This window comes from Rhodococcus sp. NKCM2511 (assembly GCF_014905595.1).
Taxonomy (GTDB): Bacteria; Actinomycetota; Actinomycetes; order Mycobacteriales; family Mycobacteriaceae; genus Rhodococcoides; species Rhodococcoides fascians.
On the sequence record NZ_BNHJ02000001.1, the window covers coordinates 3,232,533 to 3,254,723 of the forward strand.

Here is a 22,191-nt window from a genome sequence, read left to right on the forward strand (position 1 = left end):
GACGAGACGTCAACTTGGGTAATGGAATACGACGGATGGAGCAGCGGCCTGGGTGATTTCAGACCGCGCGAGCGGGAGCCGAGAGCTGTCGGCGCCAGCGGGTGAACAATCGAACTTGATTGACACCGAGTACACCGACCGGAAGTCCGTCGGATCGATACACGGCGAGGAAACTCCCGAGTTCGGGCGAACCCTCTTCGATGGTGCATTCACTGTCCGGTCCGGCGGTGCCGGCGAACTGAATACGTGACCCGTACTGGTCGGACCAGAAATACGGAGGTTTGACGTGTTGGCCGCCGTAACTGCCCGAGAGCAGGGTGGCCACTGCAACGGTGGGTCGTTCGGACGCCCCGGCCCAATGCTCGACGCGTCGGTGGACGCCGGTCGAATCCAGCCATGCGGCGCAGTCGCCGACTGCGACCACTCCGGGTACGGCGGTCGCGCCGCCGCCGTCGCACAGGATTCCGTTGCCCAGTGCGAGTCCGCTGGTGCCGAGCCAGTCGATGTTCGGAATGCCGCCGATGCCGACAACCACGACGTCGGCGTCGAGGAGTCGGCCGTCCGCGAGTCGAACGCCTGTCACTCGGTCGGTGCCGGTCAAGCCGTCGACGGCGATTCCGCAGATCAACGTGGTGCCGTTGTCGCGGTGCAGATTGCCCACCGCGCTACCCAACCGTGCACCGAGTGGCCCGGCGAGCGGTGACGGGGCGGCTTCGACGACAGTGACCTCGAGGCCCAACTTCCTTGCGGTGGAAGCTACTTCGGCTCCGATGAAGCCTGCGCCGATGACGACGAGACGTGCGCCGGGCGTGAGATCTGCACGCAGCCGGTCGGCGTCGTCGATCGTACGCAATACGTGCACACCGGCGAGGTGATCGGTACCGGGAAGCGATCGCGCGCGTGAGCCGGTGGCGAGGACGACGCCGTCGGAGGTCAGCTCGGCACCGGCGTCGAGAGTGACGGTGCGACGCGATGGATCGAGAGCGGTGGCTGTGCGGCCCAGAATCCAGGTGGCGTCGAGGTTTTCGTCGTCGGGTTCGAGGGCGAGAGTGCTCACGTCCACGTCGCCGGCGAGGTATTCCTTCGACAGGGGAGGGCGGTCGTAGGGTCGGTGACTCTCGGCACCGACGATGGTGACGGAGCCGTCGAACCCAGCGGCCCGTAGTGCACGCGCGGAGCACAGGCCTGCCAGGGAGGCTCCGACGATGGTGACGCTCTTCATGAATGTCCCTCGGCGGCCAACCGGCTGCGAACGTCGGGCGGAAGATTGGGGGCCGCGGTGCTCAGCTCGACGTAGACGACGCCGTCCTCGACGACGACGGTGTGCGTGCGGACAGGCAACTTGGCGGGCGGAGCGTCGACAGCACCGGTACGCAGGTCGAAGGTGGACGCGTGGAGTGGGCATTCGACCGCGCACCCTTCGAGCCAGCCGTCGGCGAGCGACGCGTCCTGATGCGTACAGGTGTCATCGATCGCGAACAGCTCACCGTCCTCGGTGTGGAACACCGCCACCGGAGGGGTGGTGTCGACGCGCAGAGCTTCGCCGCCGGGGAGATCGGCCAAGGAACACACCTTGAGCATTCGGATCCTTTCTGTATCGCTATGCGGAACACGTCTTACTTCCCGCAACAACAGTGTGAACATCGCCACAAGAGTGTGTCAATAGGTGACGGCACTTTTCATACATGCGAAACACGGCGTAACCGGAACCGGACAAACCACGCGTTGTACCAGCTGAGCAGGTGGTTAGCCCGTGCAAGGACTTGCGTAGCCAGTGCCGCATCCGCTCGACTCGATGATGCCCCCGACGTCGGAATACGTCGAGGGCACCATGAGGCAAAACGCTACCGACGGGTAAAAGGGCCCACTTTGATATATCAGGGGTGTCGAGCCGCAGCGCACGGGCTCGAGTCACCGGAAGCGGCCACCTTCTCGACCCGCAACTGCCCGCTCACAGGACCACCACCGAACGCAGCACCGTGCCCTGATGCATCTTCTCGAACGCCGCCTCGATATCACCAAGACCGATCCGTTCGGTCACGAACTTCTCGAGCGGCAACCGGCCCTGCTCGTACAGATCGACCAACATCGGAAAATCCCGCTCGGGCAGGCAATCGCCGTACCACGACGATTTCAACGACCCACCCCGGGAGAAGAAATCGATCAACGGCATCTCGACGGTCATCTCCGGCGTCGGCACACCGACGAGGACGACGGTCCCGGCGAGATCGCGGGCGTAGAACGCCTGCTTCCAGGTTTCCGGGCGGCCGACGGCATCGATGACCACATCCGCCCCGAATCCACCGGTGAGCTCCTGGATGGCCTCGACGGCATCGACCTGCGAGGCATCGACGGTGTGGGTGGCGCCGAGTTCGAGGGCCCAGTCGAGTTTTTTCTTGTCGCGGTCGACGGCGATGATCGTCGACGCCCCCGCCAGGCGGGCCCCGGCGATCGCAGCATCACCGACACCGCCGCACCCGATCACCGCGACCGAATCACCGCGGGAGACGTTCCCGGTGTTCATCGCCGCACCCAACCCGGCCATCACCCCGCAGCCGAGCAACCCCACCACCGCCGGATCGGAGTCCGGGTCGACCTTGGTGCACTGGCCTTCGTGGACGAGAGTCTTGTCGGCGAACGCCCCGATCCCCAACGCAGGAGAGAGTTCGGTGCCGTCGGCGAGAGTCATCTTCTGCGACGCATTGTGGGTGTCGAAGCAGTACCAGGGGGTGCCTTTCTTGCAGGCTCGGCATTCCCCGCACACCGCACGCCAGTTCAACACCACGAAATCGCCGACCTCGACATGAGTGACAGCGTCACCGATGGTTTCGACGGTGCCTGCGGCTTCGTGGCCGAGCAGGAACGGGAACTCGTCGTTGATGCCGCCCTCGCGGTAATGCAGGTCGGTATGACACACCCCGCACGCGGCGATGGTGACCACGACATCGTTCGGGCCGGGATCGGGAATGGTGATCGTCTCGATCGAGACGGGCTCGCCTTTGCTTTTGGCGACGACGGCGCGGACCTGCTGCGGCATGGTTGGTACTCCTGAGTGAAGTGAAGGAGCGGCGTTCGAGGCCGCCGACGGTGGTGGAATAGGCTTAATATATCAGTTACCGGACAGTATCGAATGTTAAAAGCGAGTATCGAATTCGGACAACTTTTGGCATTTGAAATTGCGTAGATGCTGTTCAGAGGCGTTGTCCGTTTCGAAAATCCGTGATGAACGCGTCGAAATGACCAGCCATCTATTGACATAGCCCCTGGGTCGGCTCAGTCTTGTTCGAGTCCAAACAAATCGTAGTTGCGCAGAGAGCAACGAGTCGCGCACCTATCCGACCACCCACGCTGCGTGCACGGGCGACACACCTATTCGGCGAGAGCCGGAGGGAGAACGATGTGACAACGAACAGCAAACCCCGGGGCGACAAAACTCGCGTCGCTGCACCCGAGAAACATGCCCCTCATCATTACGGCCCCCTCGAGGTCTACCACCACGGAGAGGAGGGCAAGCCGCGCACCGACAAGGTGGTGTTCGGTATCACCGCCGCCATCGTGATCGCGATTCTGGCATGGGGCATCCTCGGCACCGAGAACATGAAGTCCGTCAACGCGTCGGTACTCGACTGGGTCGTGACCAACGTCGGCTGGCTGTTCATCTTCTCGGCCACCGGGTTCGTGATCTTCGCGCTGTGGCTCGCACTCAGTCGCTACGGAAAGATTCCGCTCGGCAAAGACGGTGAGAAGCCCGAATTCAACACCGTCAGCTGGATCGCGATGATGTTCAGCGCCGGCATGGGAATCGGCTTGATCTTCTGGGGAGTGGCCGAGCCCCTCACCCACTTCGTCACCCCGCCGCCCGGAATCACCGATTCGACTGTGGGAACGGCACTCTCGACGGCCATCTTCCACTGGGGACTGCATCCGTGGTCGATGTACGCGGTGGTCGGATTGTCCATCGCCTACGGCACCTACCGGATGGGCCGCAAGCAGCTCATCAGCTCCTCGTTCATTCCGCTGATCGGTCGCCGCGCCGAAGGCCCCATCGGCAAGGTCATCGACATTCTGGCGATCTTCGCCACGATGTTCGGCACCGCGGCATCCCTCGGTCTCGGCGCACTCCAGATCGGTTCCGGTATCGAGGTTCTCGGCTGGGTCAACCAAGCGGGGACGCTTCTGCTCGTGGCTGTCGTCGCCATCCTGACACTTGCGTTCGTGGCCTCGGCAGTGTCCGGGGTTTCCAAGGGAATTCAGTGGCTGTCGAACATCAACATGGTGCTGGCTCTCGTGCTTGCGATCTTCGTGTTCGTCGCGGGCCCCACGGTCCTGATCCTGAATCTGCTGCCCACCACTCTCGGCGACTACGCCGCGCACATCGCCGGCATGTCGGCGCGGTCGGCGGCATCCGGTGGCCCCGAGACCGAGTCCTGGCTCTCGTCCTGGACGATCTTCTACTGGGCCTGGTGGATCTCGTGGACCCCCTTCGTCGGTATGTTCCTCGCTCGCATCAGTCGCGGCCGTACCATCCGCCAGTTCGTCATCGGCGTCATTCTCATCCCGACGTCGGTGAGCTTGGTCTGGTTCTCGATCTTCGGTGGAGCGGCAATCGGCGAGCAGCAGAAGGGAACCGAGGATCTGGTGGCCCTCGGTAAGCCGGAGTCGCAGCTGTTCGCGGTTCTCGACCACTTCCCGTTGGCCGGCATCTCGTCGGTGTTGGTGATGGTCTTGGTGGGCATCTTCTTCGTCAGTGGTGCCGACGCTGCCTCGATCGTGATGGGCACCCTGTCGCAACGCGGCACCCTGGATCCGTCCCGTGGGGTCGTCGCCTTCTGGGGTGTGGTCACCGGCGGCATCGCGATCCTGATGCTGTGGACGGGAGGTTCGGACGCCCTCAACGGGTTGCAGACTATGACCATCATCGTGGCGGCACCGTTCGTACTGGTGATGATCGGTACGTGTGTCTCGCTGTACAAGGACGTCACGAACGATCCGTTCATCGTCAAGAACCCCAAGGCCCCGCCGAAAGTCAAGGCCGGCAAGTGAAGTGAGCGATGGTGCGGGACGCGAAACTATGCGTCCCGCACCATCGGTATTTCGGGGGTTGACCACATCCATCCCTGCCCATACTCTTGATATATCAATCTCTGGTTAGTTGTCGTGCAGGCCGTAGACCGCTTCGGCCGAGCTCCATCTCTCCACCCCGATACGGAAGGACCACCATGGGTTCACCGAGAGTTGTCATCATCGGCGCCGGCATAGTCGGTACCAACGTGGCCGACGAGCTCACCGCACGCGGTTGGGATCGCATCACCGTGCTGGATCAGGGGCCGCTCCCTCTCACGGGTGGATCCACCTCGCACGCACCGGGTCTGGTGTTCCAGACCAATGCATCCAAGACCATGACCGAACTCGCCCGATACACCGTCGAGAAGTTCATGGGCCTCGAGGTGGACGGGCAGTGGTGCTTCAATCAGCTCGGCGGCCTCGAAGTGGCCACCACCGAGGAGCGACTGGCCGACCTGCATCGCAAGCAGGGCTGGGCCACGTCCTGGGGCATCGAAGGATCGGTCATCGACCCGTCCGAATGCGCCAAACTACATCCGCTGATCGATCGTTCGCGGGTTCTCGGCGGTCTGTACGTCGAGACCGACGGTCTTGCCAAAGCGTCCCGTGCCGTCGTGGCACTCGCCCGTCGCGCAGAATCGCGCGGAGCGGTCTTCCGTGGTTCCACCAAGGTCATCGGTATCGAACAGACGGGTGGCCGCGTCACCGGTGTGGCAACCGACAACGGCGTCATCGAGGCCGACATCGTGGTGTCCTGCGCCGGCTTCTGGGGCCCCGATGTGGGCGAACTGGTCGGCATGAAGGTGCCGCTGCTGCCCTTGGCGCACCAGTACGCCAAGACCGATCAGATCCCGGAACTGGTGGGACGCAACACCGAAGCGGCCGAGGCCGGCATGCCCATTCTTCGTCATCAGGATCAGGACCTGTACTTCCGCGAGCACGTCGACCGTCTCGGCATCGGAACCTACGCGCACCGCCCGATGCCCGTCGACACCAAGACCCTGCCCGGCGGAGACGGTGTGTCCGACGAGGCGATGCCGTCCATGCTCGACTTCACGCAGGAGGATTTCGCCCCGTCGTGGGAGCAGTCCAAGCTGCTGTTGCCCTGCCTGGAGACCGCCAAGATCGACCACGGCTTCAACGGAGTCTTCTCGTTCACCCCCGACGGCGGACCGCTGCTCGGTGAATCCCCGGACGTCAAGGGCTTCTGGATCGCCGAGGCCGTGTGGGTGACGCACTCGGCCGGAGTCGGCCGGGCCATCGCACAGTTGCTGGTCGACGGACGCTCCGAGGTCGAACTGCACGGATGCGACGTCAACCGCTTCGAGGATTTCCAGCTCGATCCCGCGTACGTCAGCGAAACCTCGCAGCAGAACTTCGTCGAGATCTACGACGTGCTGCATCCCTCGCAGCCGCGGTTGTCCCCGCGTGACGTTCGGGTCAGCCCCTTCAACGCGCGGCAGCATCAACTCGGTGCCGTGTTCCTCGAAGGCGGCGGGTGGGAACGCCCGCACTGGTACGAGGCCAATGCCGATCTGGTGCAACAGCTACCCGTCGAGTGGCAGCCGCCCGAGCGCGACGAGTGGGCGTCGATGTTCCATTCGCCCATTGCCGCGGCCGAGGCGTGGAAGACCCGTACGTCCGTCGCCATGTACGACATGACCCCGCTCAAGCGTCTGCGCGTACGCGGACCCGGTGCGCTGGCACTGTTGGAGGGATTGACGTCCGGCAAGATGGACAAGACCGTCGGGGCCGTCACGTACACCCTTGCTCTCGATGAGAAGGGCGGCGTCCGAAGCGATCTCACCGTGGCGCGGTTGTCCGCCGACGAGTTCCAGGTCGGAGCCAACGGCAATCTCGACTTCGATTACCTCCGCCGCGAAGCGCCGAGTGACGGCAGCGTCACCGTCGACGACATCACCGGATCCACGTGCTGCATCGGCCTGTGGGGTCCCCACGCCCGCGAGGTCGTGGAGAAGCTCACCCAGGACGACTTCTCGAACGAGAACTTCAAGTACTTCCGCTGCAAGCAGGTTCGTATCGGGGGAGTGCCCGTCACCGCGATGCGGTTGTCATACGTGGGCGAGCTCGGGTGGGAGCTGTACACCACCGCCGATTACGGCCAGCGACTGTGGGACATGTTGTGGCAGGCCGGTTCCGAGTTCGGGATCATCGCCGGCGGGCGCGCTGCGTTCAACAGCCTGCGCATGGAGAAGGGCTACCGGTCGTGGGGTTCGGACATGACCACCGAGCACAACCCCTACGAGGCAGGCCTCGGCTTCGCGGTACGCCCACAGAAGGGCGAATTCCGCGGCCGCGACGCCGTACTCGAGATGTCCGACGACACCGTCTCGAAGAAGTTGGTCTGCTTGAAGATCGACGACGGCACGTCGGTGGTACTCGGCCACGAGCCCGTCCTGGTGGACGGTGAACCCGCCGGCTACGTCACCAGCGCCGCGTTCGGTCACACCGTCGGTGCGCCGATCGCCTACGCCTGGGTTCCTGCCGGTAGCGCAGAACCCGCTGCAGCAGTACAGATTCGATACTTCGATCGGCTCGTGTCCGCCACCGTCGTGGCCGAGCCCCTCGTCGACCCCGAGATGGCCAAGATCCGCAGCTGACGACCCACCAGTACCAGGAGATTCGATGACCGAGAACTTCACCCTCACGCTCAGCTGCGGCCAGCGGCCGGGCATCGTCCGGGCCGTCAGTGCATTCCTCTTCGACAACGACTGCGACATCGCCGAACACCAACAGTTCGACGACTCCACGGACGGCTCGTTCTTCCTTCGCACGTCGTTCGTGGCCAGCGGTGCCACCGACATCGAGAAGCTGACGGACAGCTTCCGCGAGGTGGCCGATCGATTCGCGATGACGTATACCTTCAACGGCTGCAGCCAGCCGCGCGTGCTCGTCATGGTGTCCAAGATGGGGCATTGCCTCAACGACCTCATCTTCCGTTGGCGCTCACAGAATCTCGGCGGCGAACTGGTGGCCGTGGTGAGCAATCACGAGGTGCTGCGGCCGATGGCCGAGGCTGCCGGGCTGCCGTTCGTCCACGTTCCCGTCACCCCGGGTACCAAGGCCGAGGCCGAGCAACGCCTGCTGGACCTCGTCGCCGAGTACGAGGTCGACCTGGTGGTGCTGGCCCGCTACATGCAGGTGCTTTCCGACGAGACGTGTCGAGCCCTGCACGGCAAGGCGATCAACATCCATCACTCGTTCCTTCCTGGCTTCAAGGGCGCGAAGCCCTACCACCAGGCATTCGACCGGGGCGTCAAGCAGGTCGGAGCGACGGCGCACTACGTCACCCCCGACCTGGACGAGGGCCCGATCATCGAGCAGCAGGTCATTCGTATCGACCACACTCACGACCCGTCTCGTCTGGCCACCGTCGGACAGGACGCCGAGGCACTCGCACTCTCGCGAGCGGTCCGCTGGCACTGCGAGAATCGCGTTCTGCTGCACGGACACCGGACGGTCATCTTCAGCTGAGCCGACACGCACGAGGGGCCCGTACCGAATCGGTACGGGCCCCTCGTCGTTGTGTGGCGGTGGAGAAAGTTCTCGGCCTCTAGCACTCCACGAAGTTCACCGGCACGTTGATCGCGAGGCCGCCGCTGGAGGTCTCTTTGTACTTCGAGTGCATGTCGGCCCCGGTGGACCGCATCGTCTCGATCACCTGGTCCAGGCTGACGCGGTGGGTACCGTTGCCGCGCAATGCCATCCGAGCGGCGTTGATAGCCTTGCCTGCCGAGATGGCGTTGCGTTCGATGCACGGAATCTGCACCAGTCCGCCGATGGGGTCGCACGTGAGACCGAGGCTGTGCTCCATCGCGATCTCGGCGGCGTTCTCCACCTGTTCGGGTGTGCCGCCCAGTACCTCGGCCAGACCGGCTGCGGCCATCGACGCTGCCGAACCCACCTCGCCCTGGCAACCCACTTCGGCACCGGAGATCGACGCCATCTCCTTGTAGAGCGATCCGATCGCGCCGGCGGTGAGCAGAAAACGCACTGTGCTGCCGTCGGGATCGGCGACCCCTGCCGCGGTGTAGCGGGTCGCGTAGTGCAGCACGGCCGGGATGATGCCGGCTGCGCCGTTGGTGGGTGCTGTGACGATTCGTCCGCCCGACGCGTTCTCCTCGTTGACGGCGAGTGCGACGAGATTGACCCAGTCCTCGGCGAATTCGCTCGAACGGTTCGGATCCTCGGCATCGAGCCGCAGGAACCAGTCCCGTGCTCGACGCCGCACTCCCAGGGCGCCGGGAAGGTAGCCGTCGCGGGAGATGCCGCGAACCTCGCACTCGACCATGACGTCACGGATGTGCAGCAACGCGTCCCGAATCTCCTCGTGTGTGCGGCGTTCGAGCTCGACCTCGGTCATGACGTCACTGATGCTGCAGCGCCGACGTTCACAGAGCTGAAGTAGTTCCTTGGCCGACGCGAATCCGTTCGCGGAGGCGAGGGGTGCGACGGCCTCGACGCTTTCGGCCTCGGTCACCACGAAGCCGCCACCGACGGAGAAGTACACTTCGCTGTGCAGTTCGGTCGAATCCGCTCTGCGCGCAGTCAGTTTCATCCCGTTGGGGTGGAACGGCAGTACCGTCAACGGACGCAGCACGATGTCGTCGACCGCTAGGTCGATCTCTCGGTGACCACCGAAGACGATTCGGCCGGTGGCCGCCATCGATGCCTGCCGTTCTTCCATGACCTCGGTCGTGATGGTCTCGGGCGCATGGCCTTCCAGCCCCAGCAGTACGGCGGTCATGGTGCCGTGGCCGGCTCCGGTCGCGGCCAACGAGCCGTACAGATCGACCGCCAGCTCTCGAACGTCGTCGAACGCAGACATGGTCCGCAGATCGTCGACGAATCGGGCGGCCGCGCGCATCGGTCCGACGGTGTGCGAACTCGAGGGGCCGACTCCGACGGAGAAGAGGTCGAACACACTGATGGTCATGAGGTCGTCCGCACTGCGCCGGTCGGCTCGCGCATGGTCAGGTCGTCGAACGACGAGGCCGCGGGAGTCAGGACCGCGAACAGCCAGCCGGCACCGAGCGGATCGGCAGCGACGAGCGACGGGTCCTCGCGCACAGCGGGGTTGACGATCGTGACCATGCCGCTCGCCGGGGCGTACACCGTGACCGAGCCGGCGGAGGTGTGGATAGTGCCGCACGCATCACCGGCGGCGAGCACGGTACGTACCGACGGAAGATCGACGCCGATAATGTCGGCCGCGTCGGCCAACGCTGCCGGCGTCACCCCCACACGGCTCGGAGTCTGGGCCGGTGAACCGAACGGGTCGACGGCCATCCAACCGTGCTCGGCGCTGAAGAGCCGACGGGCGGAGGAGAGGGATGCGGTCATGAGGTGGCCTCGGCATTCGTCGTGGATTGACCTGGGTGTGAGGGCAGTACGTCGAGCGACCGCACTGCCCGCATCACGGCCAGTGCGTCGATGGTGGCGGCGACGTCGTGAACCCGCAGGAGTGACGCCCCGTTCTGGGCCGCGAAGATCGCGGCGGCGAGTGATCCGGCGAGTCGGCCGTCGACCTCTCGGCCGGTGATGGCACCGATCATGCCCTTCCGCGACAGACCCGCCATGATCGGTCGCCCGGCCGCGGTGAGCGCCCGAAGGCCCTGCAGCAGTTGCAGATTGTGCTCGAGAGTTTTCCCGAACCCGAATCCGGGATCGACCAGGATGCGGTACGCCGGGATTCCGGCCCTGATGCATTCGGCGGCCCGGTCGTCGAGGAACTCGCGGACCTCTGCCGTGACATCGCCGTACCGAGGGGAATTCTGCATCGTCGACGGCTCGCCCAGCATGTGCGTCAGGCATACCGCAACGTCCAGTTCGGCAGCTGCGGCGAGTGCGCCCGGAAGACGAAGAGCACGAACGTCATTGATGACGCTCGCCCCGGCGCGTACCGCCTCTCGCATCACCTCTGGCCGTGAGGTGTCGACCGACAGCGGTGTCGAGGTGAGCCTGGACAGGGCGTCGATCACCGGTACGACTCGGGCGATCTCCTCGTCGACGGTGGGCGGGGTTGCCCCCGGCCGGGTCGACTCACCGCCGATGTCGAGCAGTTCGGCACCCTCGTCGACCATCGACAGAGCATGCGCCACAGCACGATCCGAGTCCAGGAAGCGGCCGCCATCGGAGAACGAATCCGGGGTGACGTTGACGATCCCGCAGACGACCGGATGCGAGGTCGTCAACCGGGTCAGCAGCCGGTCGCGGGCATCGGCTGCCCGGGTTGCCGTGGAGACGGTCGTGAGCACTGCGGTCACCTTTTCTCTCGCGTCGGGTTCGGTGGTCCGACTCAGCCGGCGTCGGTGTATTCCTCGGCCGCGTCGGTCAGCCAGGCAGCGAGATAGCGTGCGAACGACGAGCGCACCAGGATTCGATAGTCCGTTCCGGTGTCGTCACAGGCAATGAGGATCATGCCTGCCATCGCCAGCATCGTCTGTACCGTCGACCCGGCCGGGAAGACGCGAGGGTGCAGATCGATCGAGCACCCCTTCGCCAACACGTCGCGGGCCCGGGAACCGCTCAGCCGCAGACTGGTTCGCTGAGCGGACACATCGGTTGCCGCACCGCGATGCTCACGAACGGCCGAGCCGAGACGGTGTTCGAGTTCGACCGGATCGAGGCCCGCCCCGATCACCAGCCACTCCTCCGGGCCGAGCCAGATCGCGGTGGTGTTCGTGCCCTCGGCAACGCGTCCGGGGCCGGGCAGCTCGGTGCCGAGCTCGGCCGAGGCAGCGGCACCGCCCGGCCCGCTCGGGTCGACCCACAGGTCGATCCCGGCCAGGAACGGCTCCTCCACGATGCGGACAGCAGACGAGTCCGGCAGAACTGTTTCTGCGAGTGGGCTTCTGGCGGCGAGTCGGTCAGCCATCACGGCGGTTACCTTCCGGGTCGACGAGTACGGAGCCGGTGACTTCCACGGCGACGAGGGTGTCGCCCACCGGGACGTGCAGGATGTCGCCGAGTCGGTCACGCCCGGCCTCGAGCAGGGCCAGCCCAAACGGCCTGCCCAATTCTGCGCTGGCGTAACTCGACGTGACGTGGCCGAGCATCGGAACCGGAAGCTCGGGGAGGACGCCGCTCTCGGAGTGCTCGATGATCTGCGAGCCCTCGGGGAGGACGGTCTCCCGATCGACGGGCAGGAGCCCGACGAATTGCTTGCGCAACGGGTTCCGGTTCTCGGCACGGTCGAACGAGCGCTTTCCGATGAAGTCGAGCTTCTTCTTCGATACCGCCCAGCTCATACCGAGGTCCTGTGGGGTGACGGTCCCGTCGGTGTCCTGGCCGACGATCGGGTAGCCCTTCTCGGCCCGCAGCACGTGCATGGTCTCGGTGCCGTAGGGGGTGATGCCGTACTTCTCGCCCGCATCGATCAGCCGCGACCACAGTGCGTGGGCGTGCCAAGAATCGATGTTCACTTCGAAGGCCAGTTCACCGGAGAAGCTGATGCGCGCCACGCGTACCGGCACACCGTCGACCGAGGCGTCACGCCAGGCCATGAACGGGAACGCCTCGTTGGAGACGTCGAGCTCGGGGAAGATCTCGCCGACGAGGTCGCGGGAGCGCGGTCCGACGACGGGGAACGTGGCCCACTGCTCGGTCACCGACGTCAGCCGAACCGCCAGGTGCGGCCATTCGGTCTGCAGCCATTCCTCCATCCAGTCGAGCATTCCTGCTGCGCCGCCCGTGGTGGTGAACACCTGGAATCGGTCGTCCGCCAACCGCATCACGGTGCCGTCGTCGATCACCATGCCGTCGGCACCGCACATCACGCCGTAGCGAACCATACCGACCTTCAAGTTGCTCATCATGTTCGTGTAGAACATGTCCAGCACCACACCGGCGTCGGGGCCCTGCACGTCGATCTTGCCCAGTGTCGAACCGTCGAGCATGCCAACGCTTGCACGCACGGCCGCGCACTCGCGGAGCACGGCGTCGTGCATCTCCTCGCCGGGCAGTGGATAGTAGCGGGGCCGCTTCCACTGTCCGACGTCCTCGAAGACCGCGCCGCGGGCGACGTGCCAATCATGAACTGCAGTAACCCGTTCCGGGTCGAAGGCCATGCCGCGGTTGCGGCCGGCCAACGCCGCGAACGCCACCGGGGTGTACGGCGGTCGGAAGGTGGTGGTGCCCAGGTTCTCCACCGGCTTGTCGAGCAGCTCCGCCACGATGCCCGAGGACACCACACCGGAGGTCTTGCCCTGATCGTGCGCGGTGCCGATCGTGGTGTAGCGCTTGATGTGTTCCATCGACGACATGCCTGCACCGACGGCGCGGACCAGATCGGCCACCGTCGCGTCACGCTGCACGTCGACGAACTGGCTGTCGGCTCCTAAGTCGTCGCGCACCCGCCACAGCACCAGCGACTCGCTGCTGGGCACGGATTCGACTGCTGGTGGCGACGTTTCGGTGACGTCGAAGCCGAGACGGGTCAGCGCACCTGCCGCGGCCGAGTTACCGTCGCGGAGGCATCCTGCCAGATCGAACACTCCCGAGGCCGACCCGGCGACACTGATGCCCTCGACGTCGTCCGCGGGAACGAACGCACCGAGTTCGCCGTCGTAGCGGAGCTTTCCGCGGGCCTGACTGAACAGGTGGACGGCGGGGTTCCAGCCACCGCTGACGAGCAGTACGTCGCACGCCACGGTGTCGGTGGCACCGTCGGCACCGGTCACCAATGCATGAGTGACGCGGGTGTCGCCGCGGGTGCCGGATACGACGCTGCCGGTGCGCACCTCGATACCGCGCTCGCGGCACGGGCCGAGCCAGTGTTCCGGTGCCTCGGAGCGGGCATCGACGATGCGCGCGATGCGGACCCCGGCGTCGTGCACATCGACGGCTGCCTTGTACGCGCTGTCGTTGGTGGTGAACACCACGGCCTCGGTTCCTACCGTCACGCCGTAGCGATGCAGGAACGTACGTGCACTGTGCGCCAACATGATTCCGGGTCGGTCGTTGTCGGTGAAGACGACGGGCCGCTCGTGGGCACCGGTGGCCACCAGGATGTGACGCGAGCGAATACGCCAGACTCGCTGACGGCTCAGCGCTGCAGGAGCTTCCAAGCCCAGGTGATCGGTGCGACGCTCGAGGGCGAGCACGAAGCCGTCGTCGTAGGAACCGAACGCGGTGGTGCGGCGCAGCAACGTCACGTCGGGGAAGGTCGACAAGTCGGCCACCGCGTCGGCAACCCAGTCCAGGGCCGGCCGTCCGTCGATGACGTCGTCGGAGCCGAGCAGGGAGCCGCCGAATTCACTCTGATCGTCGACGACGACCACGCGAGCGCCACTGCGGGCGGCGACCAGAGCGGCCGTCAGACCGGCCGGGCCGGCACCGACGACCAACAGGTCGGCGTGGGCGTGCATGGCGTCGTACTTGGCGGAGTCGGAGATCTCGGCGAGACGCCCCTGTCCGGGGATGCCCCGAGCGACCAGGCCGTCGTACAGCTCGATCGTCGTGGCGAGCAGCATCGGCTCGGGGAACGGCTCCTCGATCTGTACGAGTCCGCCGGTGTCCTCGGCCCATGCAGCGGTGAATCCACGGGGCCTGCCGAGCTTGATGCTGGTGGTCACCTGATGAATACCGTTGGCGAGCAACGCAGATGCCAGCGTGTCGCCCGGGTGGCCCTGCAGGGCCGAGCCGCCGAACGTGAAGTCGAAGGTGCTCGTGCGGTCGATGCGGCCGCCGGATGCGGTGCGGAATGCGGTCATGGGTTCACCGGCTTCGGGTCGTCGAGGCGATAGACACTGTGGATTCGATAGGTGGCGGTGTCCCGCACGGCGTTGAACCAACGCCGACAGCCCGCGCTGTGGCTCCACCGTTCCGCAAAGAGCCCCTTGGGGTTGTCGCGGAAGAACACGAAGTGCGCCCACTGTTCGTCGGTCAGAGCCGAGGGATCCTCGGGGTAGGCGATGTGCGCCTGGCCGCCGTAGTGGAACTCGGTCTCTTCTCGACTCCCGCACCACGGGCATTCGATCAATTGCATTGCCACTCCAAGATTTCTCGTTCGGGTGCTGCGTGTGTCGGGGCGGAGAAACTAGTGAGCCACGCCTGCGGCACCGTGCTCGTCCACCAGCGCGCCGGTGACGAATCGGTCCAGACTGAACGGTGCGATGTACTCGTGGACCTCGTCGTTGGCGATGGTGTCGGCCAGGCACCAACCGGCACCGGGGGTGGCCTTGAATCCGCCTGTACCCCAACCGCAATTGAGGAACACGTTGTCGAACGGCGTGCGTCCGACGATGGGGGAGGCATCGGGGCAGACGTCCACGATGCCGGCCCAGGTGCGCAGCAGGTGCGCGCGAGCGAAGACGGGGAACAACTCGACTGCAGCTGCCATCTGCCGTTCGATGATGTGGAACGCACCGCGCTGGCCGTAGCCGTTGTAGGAGTCGACGCCCGCACCCATCACCAGTTCGCCCTTGTGGGCCTGAGAGACGTACACGTGCACGGCATTCGACATGACGACCGTGGGATGCACGGGCTCGAGCAACTCCGAGACGAGGGCCTGCAGCGGATGGCTCTGCAGCGGAGTCTTGATGCCGAGCATGTCCGTCAGCGTCGAGGTGTGCCCGGCTGCGCACAGCGCGACCTGGCCGGTGGCGATGTCGCCACGCGTGGTCTTGACCCCGGTGACGCGGTTGCCGTCGGTGGTGAAGCCGGTGACCTCACAGTTCTGGATGATGTCGATACCGGCCGCGTCGGCGCGTCGGGCAAATCCCCAGGCGACGTAGTCGTGCTTGGCGATGCCGGCGCGTGGCTGGTACGTCGCACCGAGCACCGGGTAGCGAATGTCGCTGGAGATGTTGACGATCGGGCACAGCTTCTTGACCTCGTCGGGGTCGACCCACTGAGCGTCGATGCCGTTGAGTCGGTTGGCCTCGACGCGTCGCACGCTGTCGCGCACGTCCTGCAGACTGTGCGCGAGGTTGAGGACGCCGCGCTGGCTGAACAGGATGGGGTAGTCGAGGTCGTCGGCGAGCCCTTCCCACAGCTTCAGCGAGTGCTCGTAGATGCGCGCGCTCTCGTCCCACAGGTAGTTGGACCGGATGAGGGTGGTGTTGCGCGCCATGTTTCCGCCGGCGAGCCACCCCTTCTCCAGCACAGCCACATTGGTGATGCCGTGGTTCTTGGCGAGGTAGTGCGCGGTGGCCAGGCCGTGTCCGCCGCCGCCGATGATCACGACGTCGTACGACTTCTTCGGCTCGGGGTTGCGCCACAGGAAGTCCGGGTGGTCGGGCAGATGTGCGCCCGGAGGGGTTACGGGGGCGGTCATCGGTAGCCTTCCGTCAGGTCGGAGTAGAGGGGGAACTGCGCGGCGACGGCTTCGACCCGGATTCGCAGTGCATCGAGTCCGCGGTCGTCGGTGTCGGGACGCAACGCGTGGGCGATGACGTCGGAGACCTCGGCGAAGGCCGTGGCGTCCAGGCCGCGGGTCGCGAGGGCCGGGGTGCCGATGCGGACTCCGGAGCTCACCATGGGTGGCCGTGGATCGAACGGAACTGCGTTGCGGTTCACGGTGATTCCGACGTGATGGAGTCTGTCCTCGGCCTGCTTGCCGTCCAGTTCGGACTTGCGCAGGTCCACGAGAACGAGGTGGACGTCGGTGCCGCCCGAGACCACGTCGATGCCTGCGGCTGCTGCGTCGTCGGTCAACAGTCGATCGGCCAAGATCTTCGCGCCTTCGAGGGTGCGCTGCTGCCGTTCCCGAAAGTCCTCTTCTGCAGCAAGTTTGAAGGCGACGGCCTTGCCGGCGATGACGTGTTCGAGGGGCCCGCCCTGCTGACCGGGAAAGACCGAGGAGTTGAACTTCTTCGCCAGCGCGGCGTCGTTGGTGATGATGACGCCGCCGCGCGGTCCGCCGAGCGTCTTGTGCGTCGTCGAGGTGACCACGTGCGCGTGCGGTACCGGTGACGGGTGCAGTCCGGCGGCGACCAGGCCGGCGAAGTGCGCCATGTCCACCATTAGGTAGGCACCGACTTCGTCTGCGATGCGGCGGAATTCGGCGAAGTCGAGGTGGCGCGGGTAGGCGGACCAACCGGCCATGATCAGCTTGGGACGGTGCTCGTGGGCGAGGCGCTCCACCTCTGCCATGTCGACGAGATGGTCGTCTTCGCGGACGTGGTAGGCCGAGACGTCGTACAGCTTGCCGGAGAAGTTCAGCTTCATGCCGTGCGTGAGGTGTCCGCCGTGGGCGAGTGCGAGACCGAGAATCGAATCGCCCGGCTGCAGCAGTGCCGCCATGGCAGCGGCATTGGCCTGCGCACCGGAGTGCGGCTGCACGTTGGCGAACGACGATCCGAACAAGGCGTTGAGCCGGTCGATCGCGAGTTGCTCGATGACGTCGACGTTTTCGCATCCGCCGTAGTAGCGCCGGCCGGGGTAGCCCTCGGCGTACTTGTTCGTCAGTACCGAACCCTGCGCCTGCATGACGGCCAAGGGTGCGAAGTTCTCGCTCGCGATCATTTCGAGGGTGTTCTGCTGGCGGCCGAGCTCGGCACTGATCGCGCGGTGCACCTCGGGGTCGAGATCGGCGAGTACTCGGTTCGTCACGCCTCTCGGGTGCGGTGCCGTCGCTGTCGGTGCGAAGTCCTGCGTCAAGATGGCCGCCCTTCTGGAAGATCAATGATCTGGAACTGATATATCAAGATGCCAATAGAGTAAGATCACAAAGCAGAGCCGTCAAGGGCGGGGCGTCGACCGGGAGTGAGCAGACAAGATGACGATCGAAATTCAGCCGGTGATGGATGCAACGCAGTTTGTCGGAACCAACGCCGATCGAGCCTACGAAATAGTGCGTGAGCAGCTGATCATGTTGGAAATTCGTCCCGGTGAACCGATCAACGACGACCGCCTGGCCGAGCAATTGGGGCTGGGGCGCACACCGATTCGTGAGGGTCTGAAACGACTCGAACGTGAGCGCCTCGTCGTCGCGTATCCCCGACGCGGAACCTTCGCGACCGCCGTCGACATGACCGACCTGGCCAACATCTCGGAGATCCGCAAGCAGCTCGAGCCGGCGGCCTCGGCTCGTGCGGCGCGGACCGCGACACGGGCGGCTCGAGACCGGCTGGCCGAGCTCGCGGCCTCCATCGCGAGCATCGACGACACCGACGATTCACGCGAGGTGCTGCGCAAAGATGTTGCGGTGCATCGAGAGATCTATCGGGCGTCGGGCAATCCTCACCTCGAAGACATTCTGGTCAGCCTCGACGCGCACGCCACGCGCATCTGGTGCCTGTTTCTCGACCGACTGCCTAACGTGGCCGGCCATGTCCGTGAGCACGTCGTGTTGCTGCAGGCGATCATCGACGGCGATGCGGACACCGCGGCCGAACTGACCCTCGAACACGTCACCGGCTTCGAGAACGCCATCAGGGAACTGCTGTAGTCGCAGCTGCGATGCGCTCGGCCGCACCGCGCAATGCGGTCGAGATGGCATACATCGCCGGGGTGTACTGACGCCTGGCGAGTGACGCGATGTAGATGACGCGCGTCGGTACCCGATCCGTGTCGGGGAAGTCGATGGTGGTGACGTCGGGTCGATGGTGAATGACCGACAACCCGGGCACCATTGCGATGCCGACACCGGCAGCCACCATGGCCTCGATCTCCTGATAGTCGTGTGCCTCGTAGACGACGTCGGGCTCGAATCCTGCTACGCGACAACTGCGATAGAGAACTTCGGCAGCCGGGTGGTCGTTGCTGCGGATGATCCATCGTGCGTCACGAAGATCGTGCAGCGACACATCGTGCTGCACCCGATCGTCGTCGATCGGCAGCAGCAGCACGGTCGGGTCTTCCATCAGCGGCTCGAGTGACAGTGATCGTTCGGCCTCTTCCGTCCAGGCATAGCTCCACAGCAGCGCCAGGTCGATTTCGCTCGAATGCAGCATGTCGAGCAACTGCGGGCGCACCGCCGATCGCACGCGGACGTCCACACCGGGCCATCGTGAGTGATAGTCCTTCAGCGCGTCCGAGAGCAGCGACGCGCTGACCGTGGGAAACGAGCCGAGTCGAACCGAACCGCGTTCGAGCCCTCGGATCGCTTCGAGGTCGCCGCTCGCGGCGCGCATCTCCCGTCGAAACAGCCGGGCGCGGCTGGTGAGGATTTCGCCGGCTTCGGTGAGTTGTACGCCGCGTGGCAGGCGGGTCAACACCGGTTGTTTGATGCCGTGTTCGAGTTTGCTGATGCGTTGGGACGCCGCGGAGGGCGTCATGTTCGCTCGTTCGGCACCTGCGGTCAGTGAGCCGGCCTCGGCGATGTCGAGAAGAAGAAACAACGTCACGACGTCGAACGTGTGGTTCATACGGATATCTTTCAGCTCAGCTAAACGACCAGGTAGCAAAACGATATTGTCCTAAAAGGCCGGCGTCAATAATGTGACAGGGACAACGTTCGAGTGCGGATGTAACCGAGCACTTACCAGCCACCTGAAAGACGCCCATGACCTCCATCGAGATCCTCCCGCTCATCGCATTGGTTGCGATGTTCGTGATCGCAACCTTCTTTCCGATCAACATCGGCATCCTCGGCTTCATCGGTGCCTTCGTGGTCGGGTACTTCGCACTGGGATTCGACGACAAGGAAATCCTGAACGAGTTCCCCAGCTCGATCGTGTTGACCATCGTCGGCGTCACCTACTTCTTCGGTATGGCCAAACGCAACGGCACCATCGATCTGTTGGTCAACAGCTGCATCAGAGCGGTGCACGGCCGGGTGACGGTCGTTCCGTGGGTGTTCTTCTTCGTCGCCTCGGTCCTGACTGCACTCGGTACCTTCAGCCCCGCCGCAGTCGCGCTCATCGTGCCTGCAGCCATGGCATTCGCAGCTCGAACCGGCATGAGCCCGCTGGTCATGGGCATCATGGTCATCAACGGTGCCCATGCAGGCGCGTTCTCCCCGATCTCCGTCTCCGGTGTCCTGGTTCGCGACATCGTCGAGAACAACGGCCTCGCCCTGAACCCGTGGACGCTGTTCTTCGCCAGCTACGGCATCAACCTGCTGCTCTCGGTGCTGACGGTTGTCGGCTACGCGGCCCTGGCCCGCATGAAGGGCTTCGAGTACACCGCAACGGGGTCCACCGATCCCGCTCCCGGTAGCGGCCCCGTAGGCGGAACGCCGGTCAAGTCGTCCGTCCCCACCGGCGGCGGTACCGGCGGTACCGGCGGCGGCAGCTCGGCAGGCGGCAGCACCCAGGTGCTCACTCGTCCGACCACTACCACCCTGGTCGACGCCCCGGCCCCGGTCACGTTCGTCCAGAAGCTCACGCTCTTCCTCATCGGCGCACTCCTGGTACTTGTTCTCGTACTGCACTTGCCGATCAGCTTCATCGCCATCGGAGCCGGAGCGGTCCTGGCGTTCACGGATTTGAAGAAGCAGAACGAGGCGATCGCAGACATCAGTTGGTCGACGGTTCTGTTGGTCGCCGGCATGGTCACCTACATCTCGATCCTGCAAGAAGTGGGCACCATCGATCACCTGGCCGAAATGGCGATCACCATCGGCGCTCCGATCATCGTGGCCATCGTGCTCTGCTACGTCATCGGCATCACCTCGGCGTTCGCGTCCTCAACCGCCCTTCTGGCCGCCGTCATTCCGCTGGCCATGCCGCTGCTGGGAACCGGTGCACTGCCGGTCGTCGGTGTCGTCGCTGCTCTGGCTATCTCGGCGACCGTCGTCGACGTCTCGCCCTTCTCCACCAACGGTGCGCTCGTGCTGGCCAACGCGCAGAACATCGAGCGCCCGCGCTTCTACCGTCAGCTGCTGCTCAATGCAGGAATCGTCGTCGCCATCGCGCCGGCCCTGTGCTGGTTGATCCTGGTCGTCGTGCCCGAGCTGTTTTGACCGGGACTAGCGCGTTAAGCGCTCCTGCACGGCCTGAACATATTTCGTAATTGTGCTTGACCATCCTCTGTCGCAGGGTGGAAGCATCGGATCCTGATCGGAAGGCACACCAGATGTTCACTCTTCGTGGAACGTGGATGCGTGGAGGCACCAGCAAGTGCTGGCTGTTCAACGCGGTCGACATCGACCCGTACATCGCCGACGCCGGCGGTCTCGACAACATCCTGACCGCGGCCTTCGGATCGGGTGACCCGCGTCAGCTCGACGGGGTCGGGGGCGGTAGCTCCACCACCTCCAAGGCCGCCATCGTTCGACGCTCCAGCGCACCCGGTATCGATGTCGACTACCTGTTCGCTCAGGTCGCCATCGAGAACCGCACCGTGGAGTGGGGCAGCAACTGCGGAAACTGTGCGACGGCAATCGGCCTCTACGCCGTGCAGACCGGTCTCGTCGCTGTGGACGACCACGTCACCGTGGTTCGGATGCGCAACGAGAACACCGGCGCAATTCTGGCGGCGGAGATCGCGACCCCCGGCGGACGCATTCCTGCCGAGGGCGACGCGTCCGTCCCCGGCACCACGGCTCTCGGCGTCCCGGTGGGGTTGACCTTCACCGATCCGGCCTCGGACCGAGTGACGATGCTTCCCACCGGTGCCGAGGTCGATCGAGTCGCATTCGGCGGCAACGAGTTCCGCGGAACGTTCGTTCGAGCGGGCGCGCCCGCCGCATTGTTCGACGCCGCTGATTTCGGGCTGACCGGGTCGGAGTCCAACGACGTCGTCGCCGCTCACGTCCCCACTCTGATCGCGCTACGCCGACAGGCCGCTCTGCGGATGGGGCTGAGCAAACCCGAAGAACCTGTCTCGCATGCCATTCCGAAGGTCGGGCTCGTCGGCCCGCCGCGGGAGTACGTGACGACGACGGGTGAGCACGTAGCATCCGCCGACTACGACATCTCGGTACGCATGCTCTCGATGATGGCTCCGCACCCGGCGATCGGACTGACTTCCGCGGTGGCCGTGGCCGCAGCGGCGACGGTCATCGGTGGGGTCGTCACTGCCAACGCAGGGTCCGGCCGTCCGGGAACCATCCGAATCGGTACCGCCGCGGGAGTGTTCGAGGTCGACTACACGGTGGACGCCAACGGGTTACTTCAATCGGTCACCCTGCACCGCGCAGTGCGACGCATCGCCACCGCAGACCTCTTCGTGGTGCCGATGCCGGCTCTGGTCGGTGCCGTCTCCGCCTGAGGTCGC

Annotated in this window: 18 protein-coding genes; 6 read left to right on the top strand and 12 right to left on the bottom strand. The window is 65.0% G+C overall.

The window, feature by feature from the left end; genetic code table 11:
- Positions 1-58: 58 nt before the first annotated feature.
- From JLZ96_RS15120 to JLZ96_RS15130, 3 genes are all read right to left on the bottom strand, one after another.
- Complete coding sequence (locus JLZ96_RS15120; protein WP_201010486.1) at positions 59-1,222, bottom strand: NAD(P)/FAD-dependent oxidoreductase; 1,164 nt, start codon at positions 1,220-1,222, stop codon at positions 59-61.
- Positions 1,219-1,581 carry a bifunctional 3-phenylpropionate/cinnamic acid dioxygenase ferredoxin subunit gene (locus JLZ96_RS15125; RefSeq protein WP_027494739.1) on the bottom strand — a complete coding sequence of 121 codons (363 nt, stop codon included), beginning with the start codon at positions 1,579-1,581 and terminating at the stop codon, positions 1,219-1,221. Before JLZ96_RS15125 ends, JLZ96_RS15120 begins: the two co-directional genes overlap by 4 nt.
- A 370-nt stretch (positions 1,582-1,951) precedes the next feature.
- On the bottom strand, positions 1,952-3,037 hold the full coding sequence (locus tag JLZ96_RS15130; RefSeq protein WP_201010487.1) for an S-(hydroxymethyl)mycothiol dehydrogenase: 1,086 nt from the start codon (positions 3,035-3,037) through the stop codon (positions 1,952-1,954).
- Between the two features lie 362 nt (positions 3,038-3,399).
- Here JLZ96_RS15130 and JLZ96_RS15135 point away from each other — a divergent pair, with 362 nt between their 5' ends.
- From JLZ96_RS15135 to purU, 3 genes are all read left to right on the top strand, one after another.
- A complete protein-coding gene (locus JLZ96_RS15135; RefSeq protein ID WP_080729038.1) occupies positions 3,400-5,043 on the top strand; it encodes a BCCT family transporter in 1,644 nt (547 codons plus the stop codon).
- Positions 5,044-5,219: 176 nt separating this feature from the next.
- Positions 5,220-7,685 carry an FAD-dependent oxidoreductase gene (locus JLZ96_RS15140; protein ID WP_201010488.1) on the top strand — a complete coding sequence of 822 codons (2,466 nt, stop codon included), beginning with the start codon at positions 5,220-5,222 and terminating at the stop codon, positions 7,683-7,685.
- A 25-nt stretch (positions 7,686-7,710) separates the two neighbouring features.
- A complete protein-coding gene (gene purU / locus JLZ96_RS15145) occupies positions 7,711-8,559 on the top strand; it encodes a formyltetrahydrofolate deformylase (RefSeq protein WP_032367897.1) in 849 nt (282 codons plus the stop codon).
- 79 nt (positions 8,560-8,638) lie between these two features.
- Here purU and JLZ96_RS15150 read toward each other — a convergent pair whose 3' ends face one another.
- From JLZ96_RS15150 to glyA, 8 genes are read right to left on the bottom strand one after another with little or no spacing between them, the layout of a single operon-like run.
- The gene (locus JLZ96_RS15150) at positions 8,639-10,021 is read right to left on the bottom strand and encodes an L-serine ammonia-lyase (RefSeq protein ID WP_027494735.1); all 1,383 of its coding nucleotides are present in this window, start codon (positions 10,019-10,021) and stop codon (positions 8,639-8,641) included.
- Positions 10,018-10,428 carry a glycine cleavage system protein H gene (locus JLZ96_RS15155; RefSeq protein WP_051364920.1) on the bottom strand — a complete coding sequence of 137 codons (411 nt, stop codon included), beginning with the start codon at positions 10,426-10,428 and terminating at the stop codon, positions 10,018-10,020. Before JLZ96_RS15155 ends, JLZ96_RS15150 begins: the two co-directional genes overlap by 4 nt.
- Positions 10,425-11,342, bottom strand: coding sequence for a dihydropteroate synthase (gene folP / locus JLZ96_RS15160; protein WP_236253998.1), 918 nt, complete (start codon positions 11,340-11,342; stop codon positions 10,425-10,427). The genes JLZ96_RS15155 and folP overlap by 4 nt, the downstream gene beginning before the upstream one ends.
- A 41-nt stretch (positions 11,343-11,383) precedes the next feature.
- Positions 11,384-11,962 carry a sarcosine oxidase subunit gamma gene (locus JLZ96_RS15165; RefSeq protein WP_094623143.1) on the bottom strand — a complete coding sequence of 193 codons (579 nt, stop codon included), beginning with the start codon at positions 11,960-11,962 and terminating at the stop codon, positions 11,384-11,386.
- Positions 11,955-14,798: a 2Fe-2S iron-sulfur cluster-binding protein gene (locus JLZ96_RS15170; protein WP_094623142.1), complete on the bottom strand. Its 2,844-nt coding sequence runs from the start codon at positions 14,796-14,798 to the stop codon at positions 11,955-11,957. The genes JLZ96_RS15165 and JLZ96_RS15170 overlap by 8 nt, the downstream gene beginning before the upstream one ends.
- Positions 14,795-15,073, bottom strand: a complete 279-nt coding sequence (locus JLZ96_RS15175; RefSeq protein ID WP_027494732.1) for a sarcosine oxidase subunit delta — start codon at positions 15,071-15,073, stop codon at positions 14,795-14,797. Before JLZ96_RS15175 ends, JLZ96_RS15170 begins: the two co-directional genes overlap by 4 nt.
- Before the next feature lie 51 nt (positions 15,074-15,124).
- Complete coding sequence (locus JLZ96_RS15180; RefSeq protein WP_027494731.1) at positions 15,125-16,363, bottom strand: sarcosine oxidase subunit beta family protein; 1,239 nt, start codon at positions 16,361-16,363, stop codon at positions 15,125-15,127.
- On the bottom strand, positions 16,360-17,640 hold the full coding sequence (glyA, locus tag JLZ96_RS15185; RefSeq protein WP_027494730.1) for a serine hydroxymethyltransferase: 1,281 nt from the start codon (positions 17,638-17,640) through the stop codon (positions 16,360-16,362). Before glyA ends, JLZ96_RS15180 begins: the two co-directional genes overlap by 4 nt.
- Positions 17,641-17,806: 166 nt before the next feature.
- Here glyA and JLZ96_RS15190 point away from each other — a divergent pair, with 166 nt between their 5' ends.
- Entirely contained in the window at positions 17,807-18,478 is a 672-nt protein-coding gene (locus tag JLZ96_RS15190) for a GntR family transcriptional regulator (protein WP_027494729.1), read from the top strand.
- Here JLZ96_RS15190 and JLZ96_RS15195 read toward each other — a convergent pair.
- Positions 18,462-19,397 (bottom strand): LysR family transcriptional regulator, encoded by a 936-nt coding sequence (locus JLZ96_RS15195; protein WP_027494728.1) that lies wholly within the window; start codon positions 19,395-19,397, stop codon positions 18,462-18,464. The two genes, JLZ96_RS15190 and JLZ96_RS15195, sit on opposite strands and share 17 nt — an antisense overlap.
- 137 nt (positions 19,398-19,534) lie before the next feature.
- Here JLZ96_RS15195 and JLZ96_RS15200 point away from each other — a divergent pair, with 137 nt between their 5' ends.
- Complete coding sequence (locus JLZ96_RS15200) at positions 19,535-20,935, top strand: SLC13 family permease (RefSeq protein ID WP_201010489.1); 1,401 nt, start codon at positions 19,535-19,537, stop codon at positions 20,933-20,935.
- 113 nt (positions 20,936-21,048) lie between these two features.
- Positions 21,049-22,185: a PrpF domain-containing protein gene (locus tag JLZ96_RS15205; RefSeq protein WP_236254000.1), complete on the top strand. Its 1,137-nt coding sequence runs from the start codon at positions 21,049-21,051 to the stop codon at positions 22,183-22,185.
- Positions 22,186-22,191 lie beyond the last annotated feature (6 nt).

Coding starts and splice junctions, on each gene's coding strand:
- JLZ96_RS15165 (WP_094623143.1), bottom strand. CDS start 11,962: ATGGCTGACCGACTCGCCGCCAGAAGCCCACTCGCAGAAACAGTTCTG.
- purU (WP_032367897.1), top strand. CDS start 7,711: ATGACCGAGAACTTCACCCTCACGCTCAGCTGCGGCCAGCGGCCGGGC.
- JLZ96_RS15140 (WP_201010488.1), top strand. CDS start 5,220: ATGGGTTCACCGAGAGTTGTCATCATCGGCGCCGGCATAGTCGGTACC.
- JLZ96_RS15175 (WP_027494732.1), bottom strand. CDS start 15,073: ATGCAATTGATCGAATGCCCGTGGTGCGGGAGTCGAGAAGAGACCGAG.
- JLZ96_RS15120 (WP_201010486.1), bottom strand. CDS start 1,222: ATGAAGAGCGTCACCATCGTCGGAGCCTCCCTGGCAGGCCTGTGCTCC.
- JLZ96_RS15170 (WP_094623142.1), bottom strand. CDS start 14,798: ATGACCGCATTCCGCACCGCATCCGGCGGCCGCATCGACCGCACGAGC.
- JLZ96_RS15150 (WP_027494735.1), bottom strand. CDS start 10,021: ATGACCATCAGTGTGTTCGACCTCTTCTCCGTCGGAGTCGGCCCCTCG.
- JLZ96_RS15205 (WP_236254000.1), top strand. CDS start 21,049: ATGTTCACTCTTCGTGGAACGTGGATGCGTGGAGGCACCAGCAAGTGC.
- JLZ96_RS15125 (WP_027494739.1), bottom strand. CDS start 1,581: ATGCTCAAGGTGTGTTCCTTGGCCGATCTCCCCGGCGGCGAAGCTCTG.
- JLZ96_RS15130 (WP_201010487.1), bottom strand. CDS start 3,037: ATGCCGCAGCAGGTCCGCGCCGTCGTCGCCAAAAGCAAAGGCGAGCCC.
- JLZ96_RS15190 (WP_027494729.1), top strand. CDS start 17,807: ATGACGATCGAAATTCAGCCGGTGATGGATGCAACGCAGTTTGTCGGA.
- JLZ96_RS15155 (WP_051364920.1), bottom strand. CDS start 10,428: ATGACCGCATCCCTCTCCTCCGCCCGTCGGCTCTTCAGCGCCGAGCAC.
- JLZ96_RS15200 (WP_201010489.1), top strand. CDS start 19,535: ATGACCTCCATCGAGATCCTCCCGCTCATCGCATTGGTTGCGATGTTC.
- JLZ96_RS15195 (WP_027494728.1), bottom strand. CDS start 19,397: ATGAACCACACGTTCGACGTCGTGACGTTGTTTCTTCTTCTCGACATC.
- JLZ96_RS15180 (WP_027494731.1), bottom strand. CDS start 16,363: ATGACCGCCCCCGTAACCCCTCCGGGCGCACATCTGCCCGACCACCCG.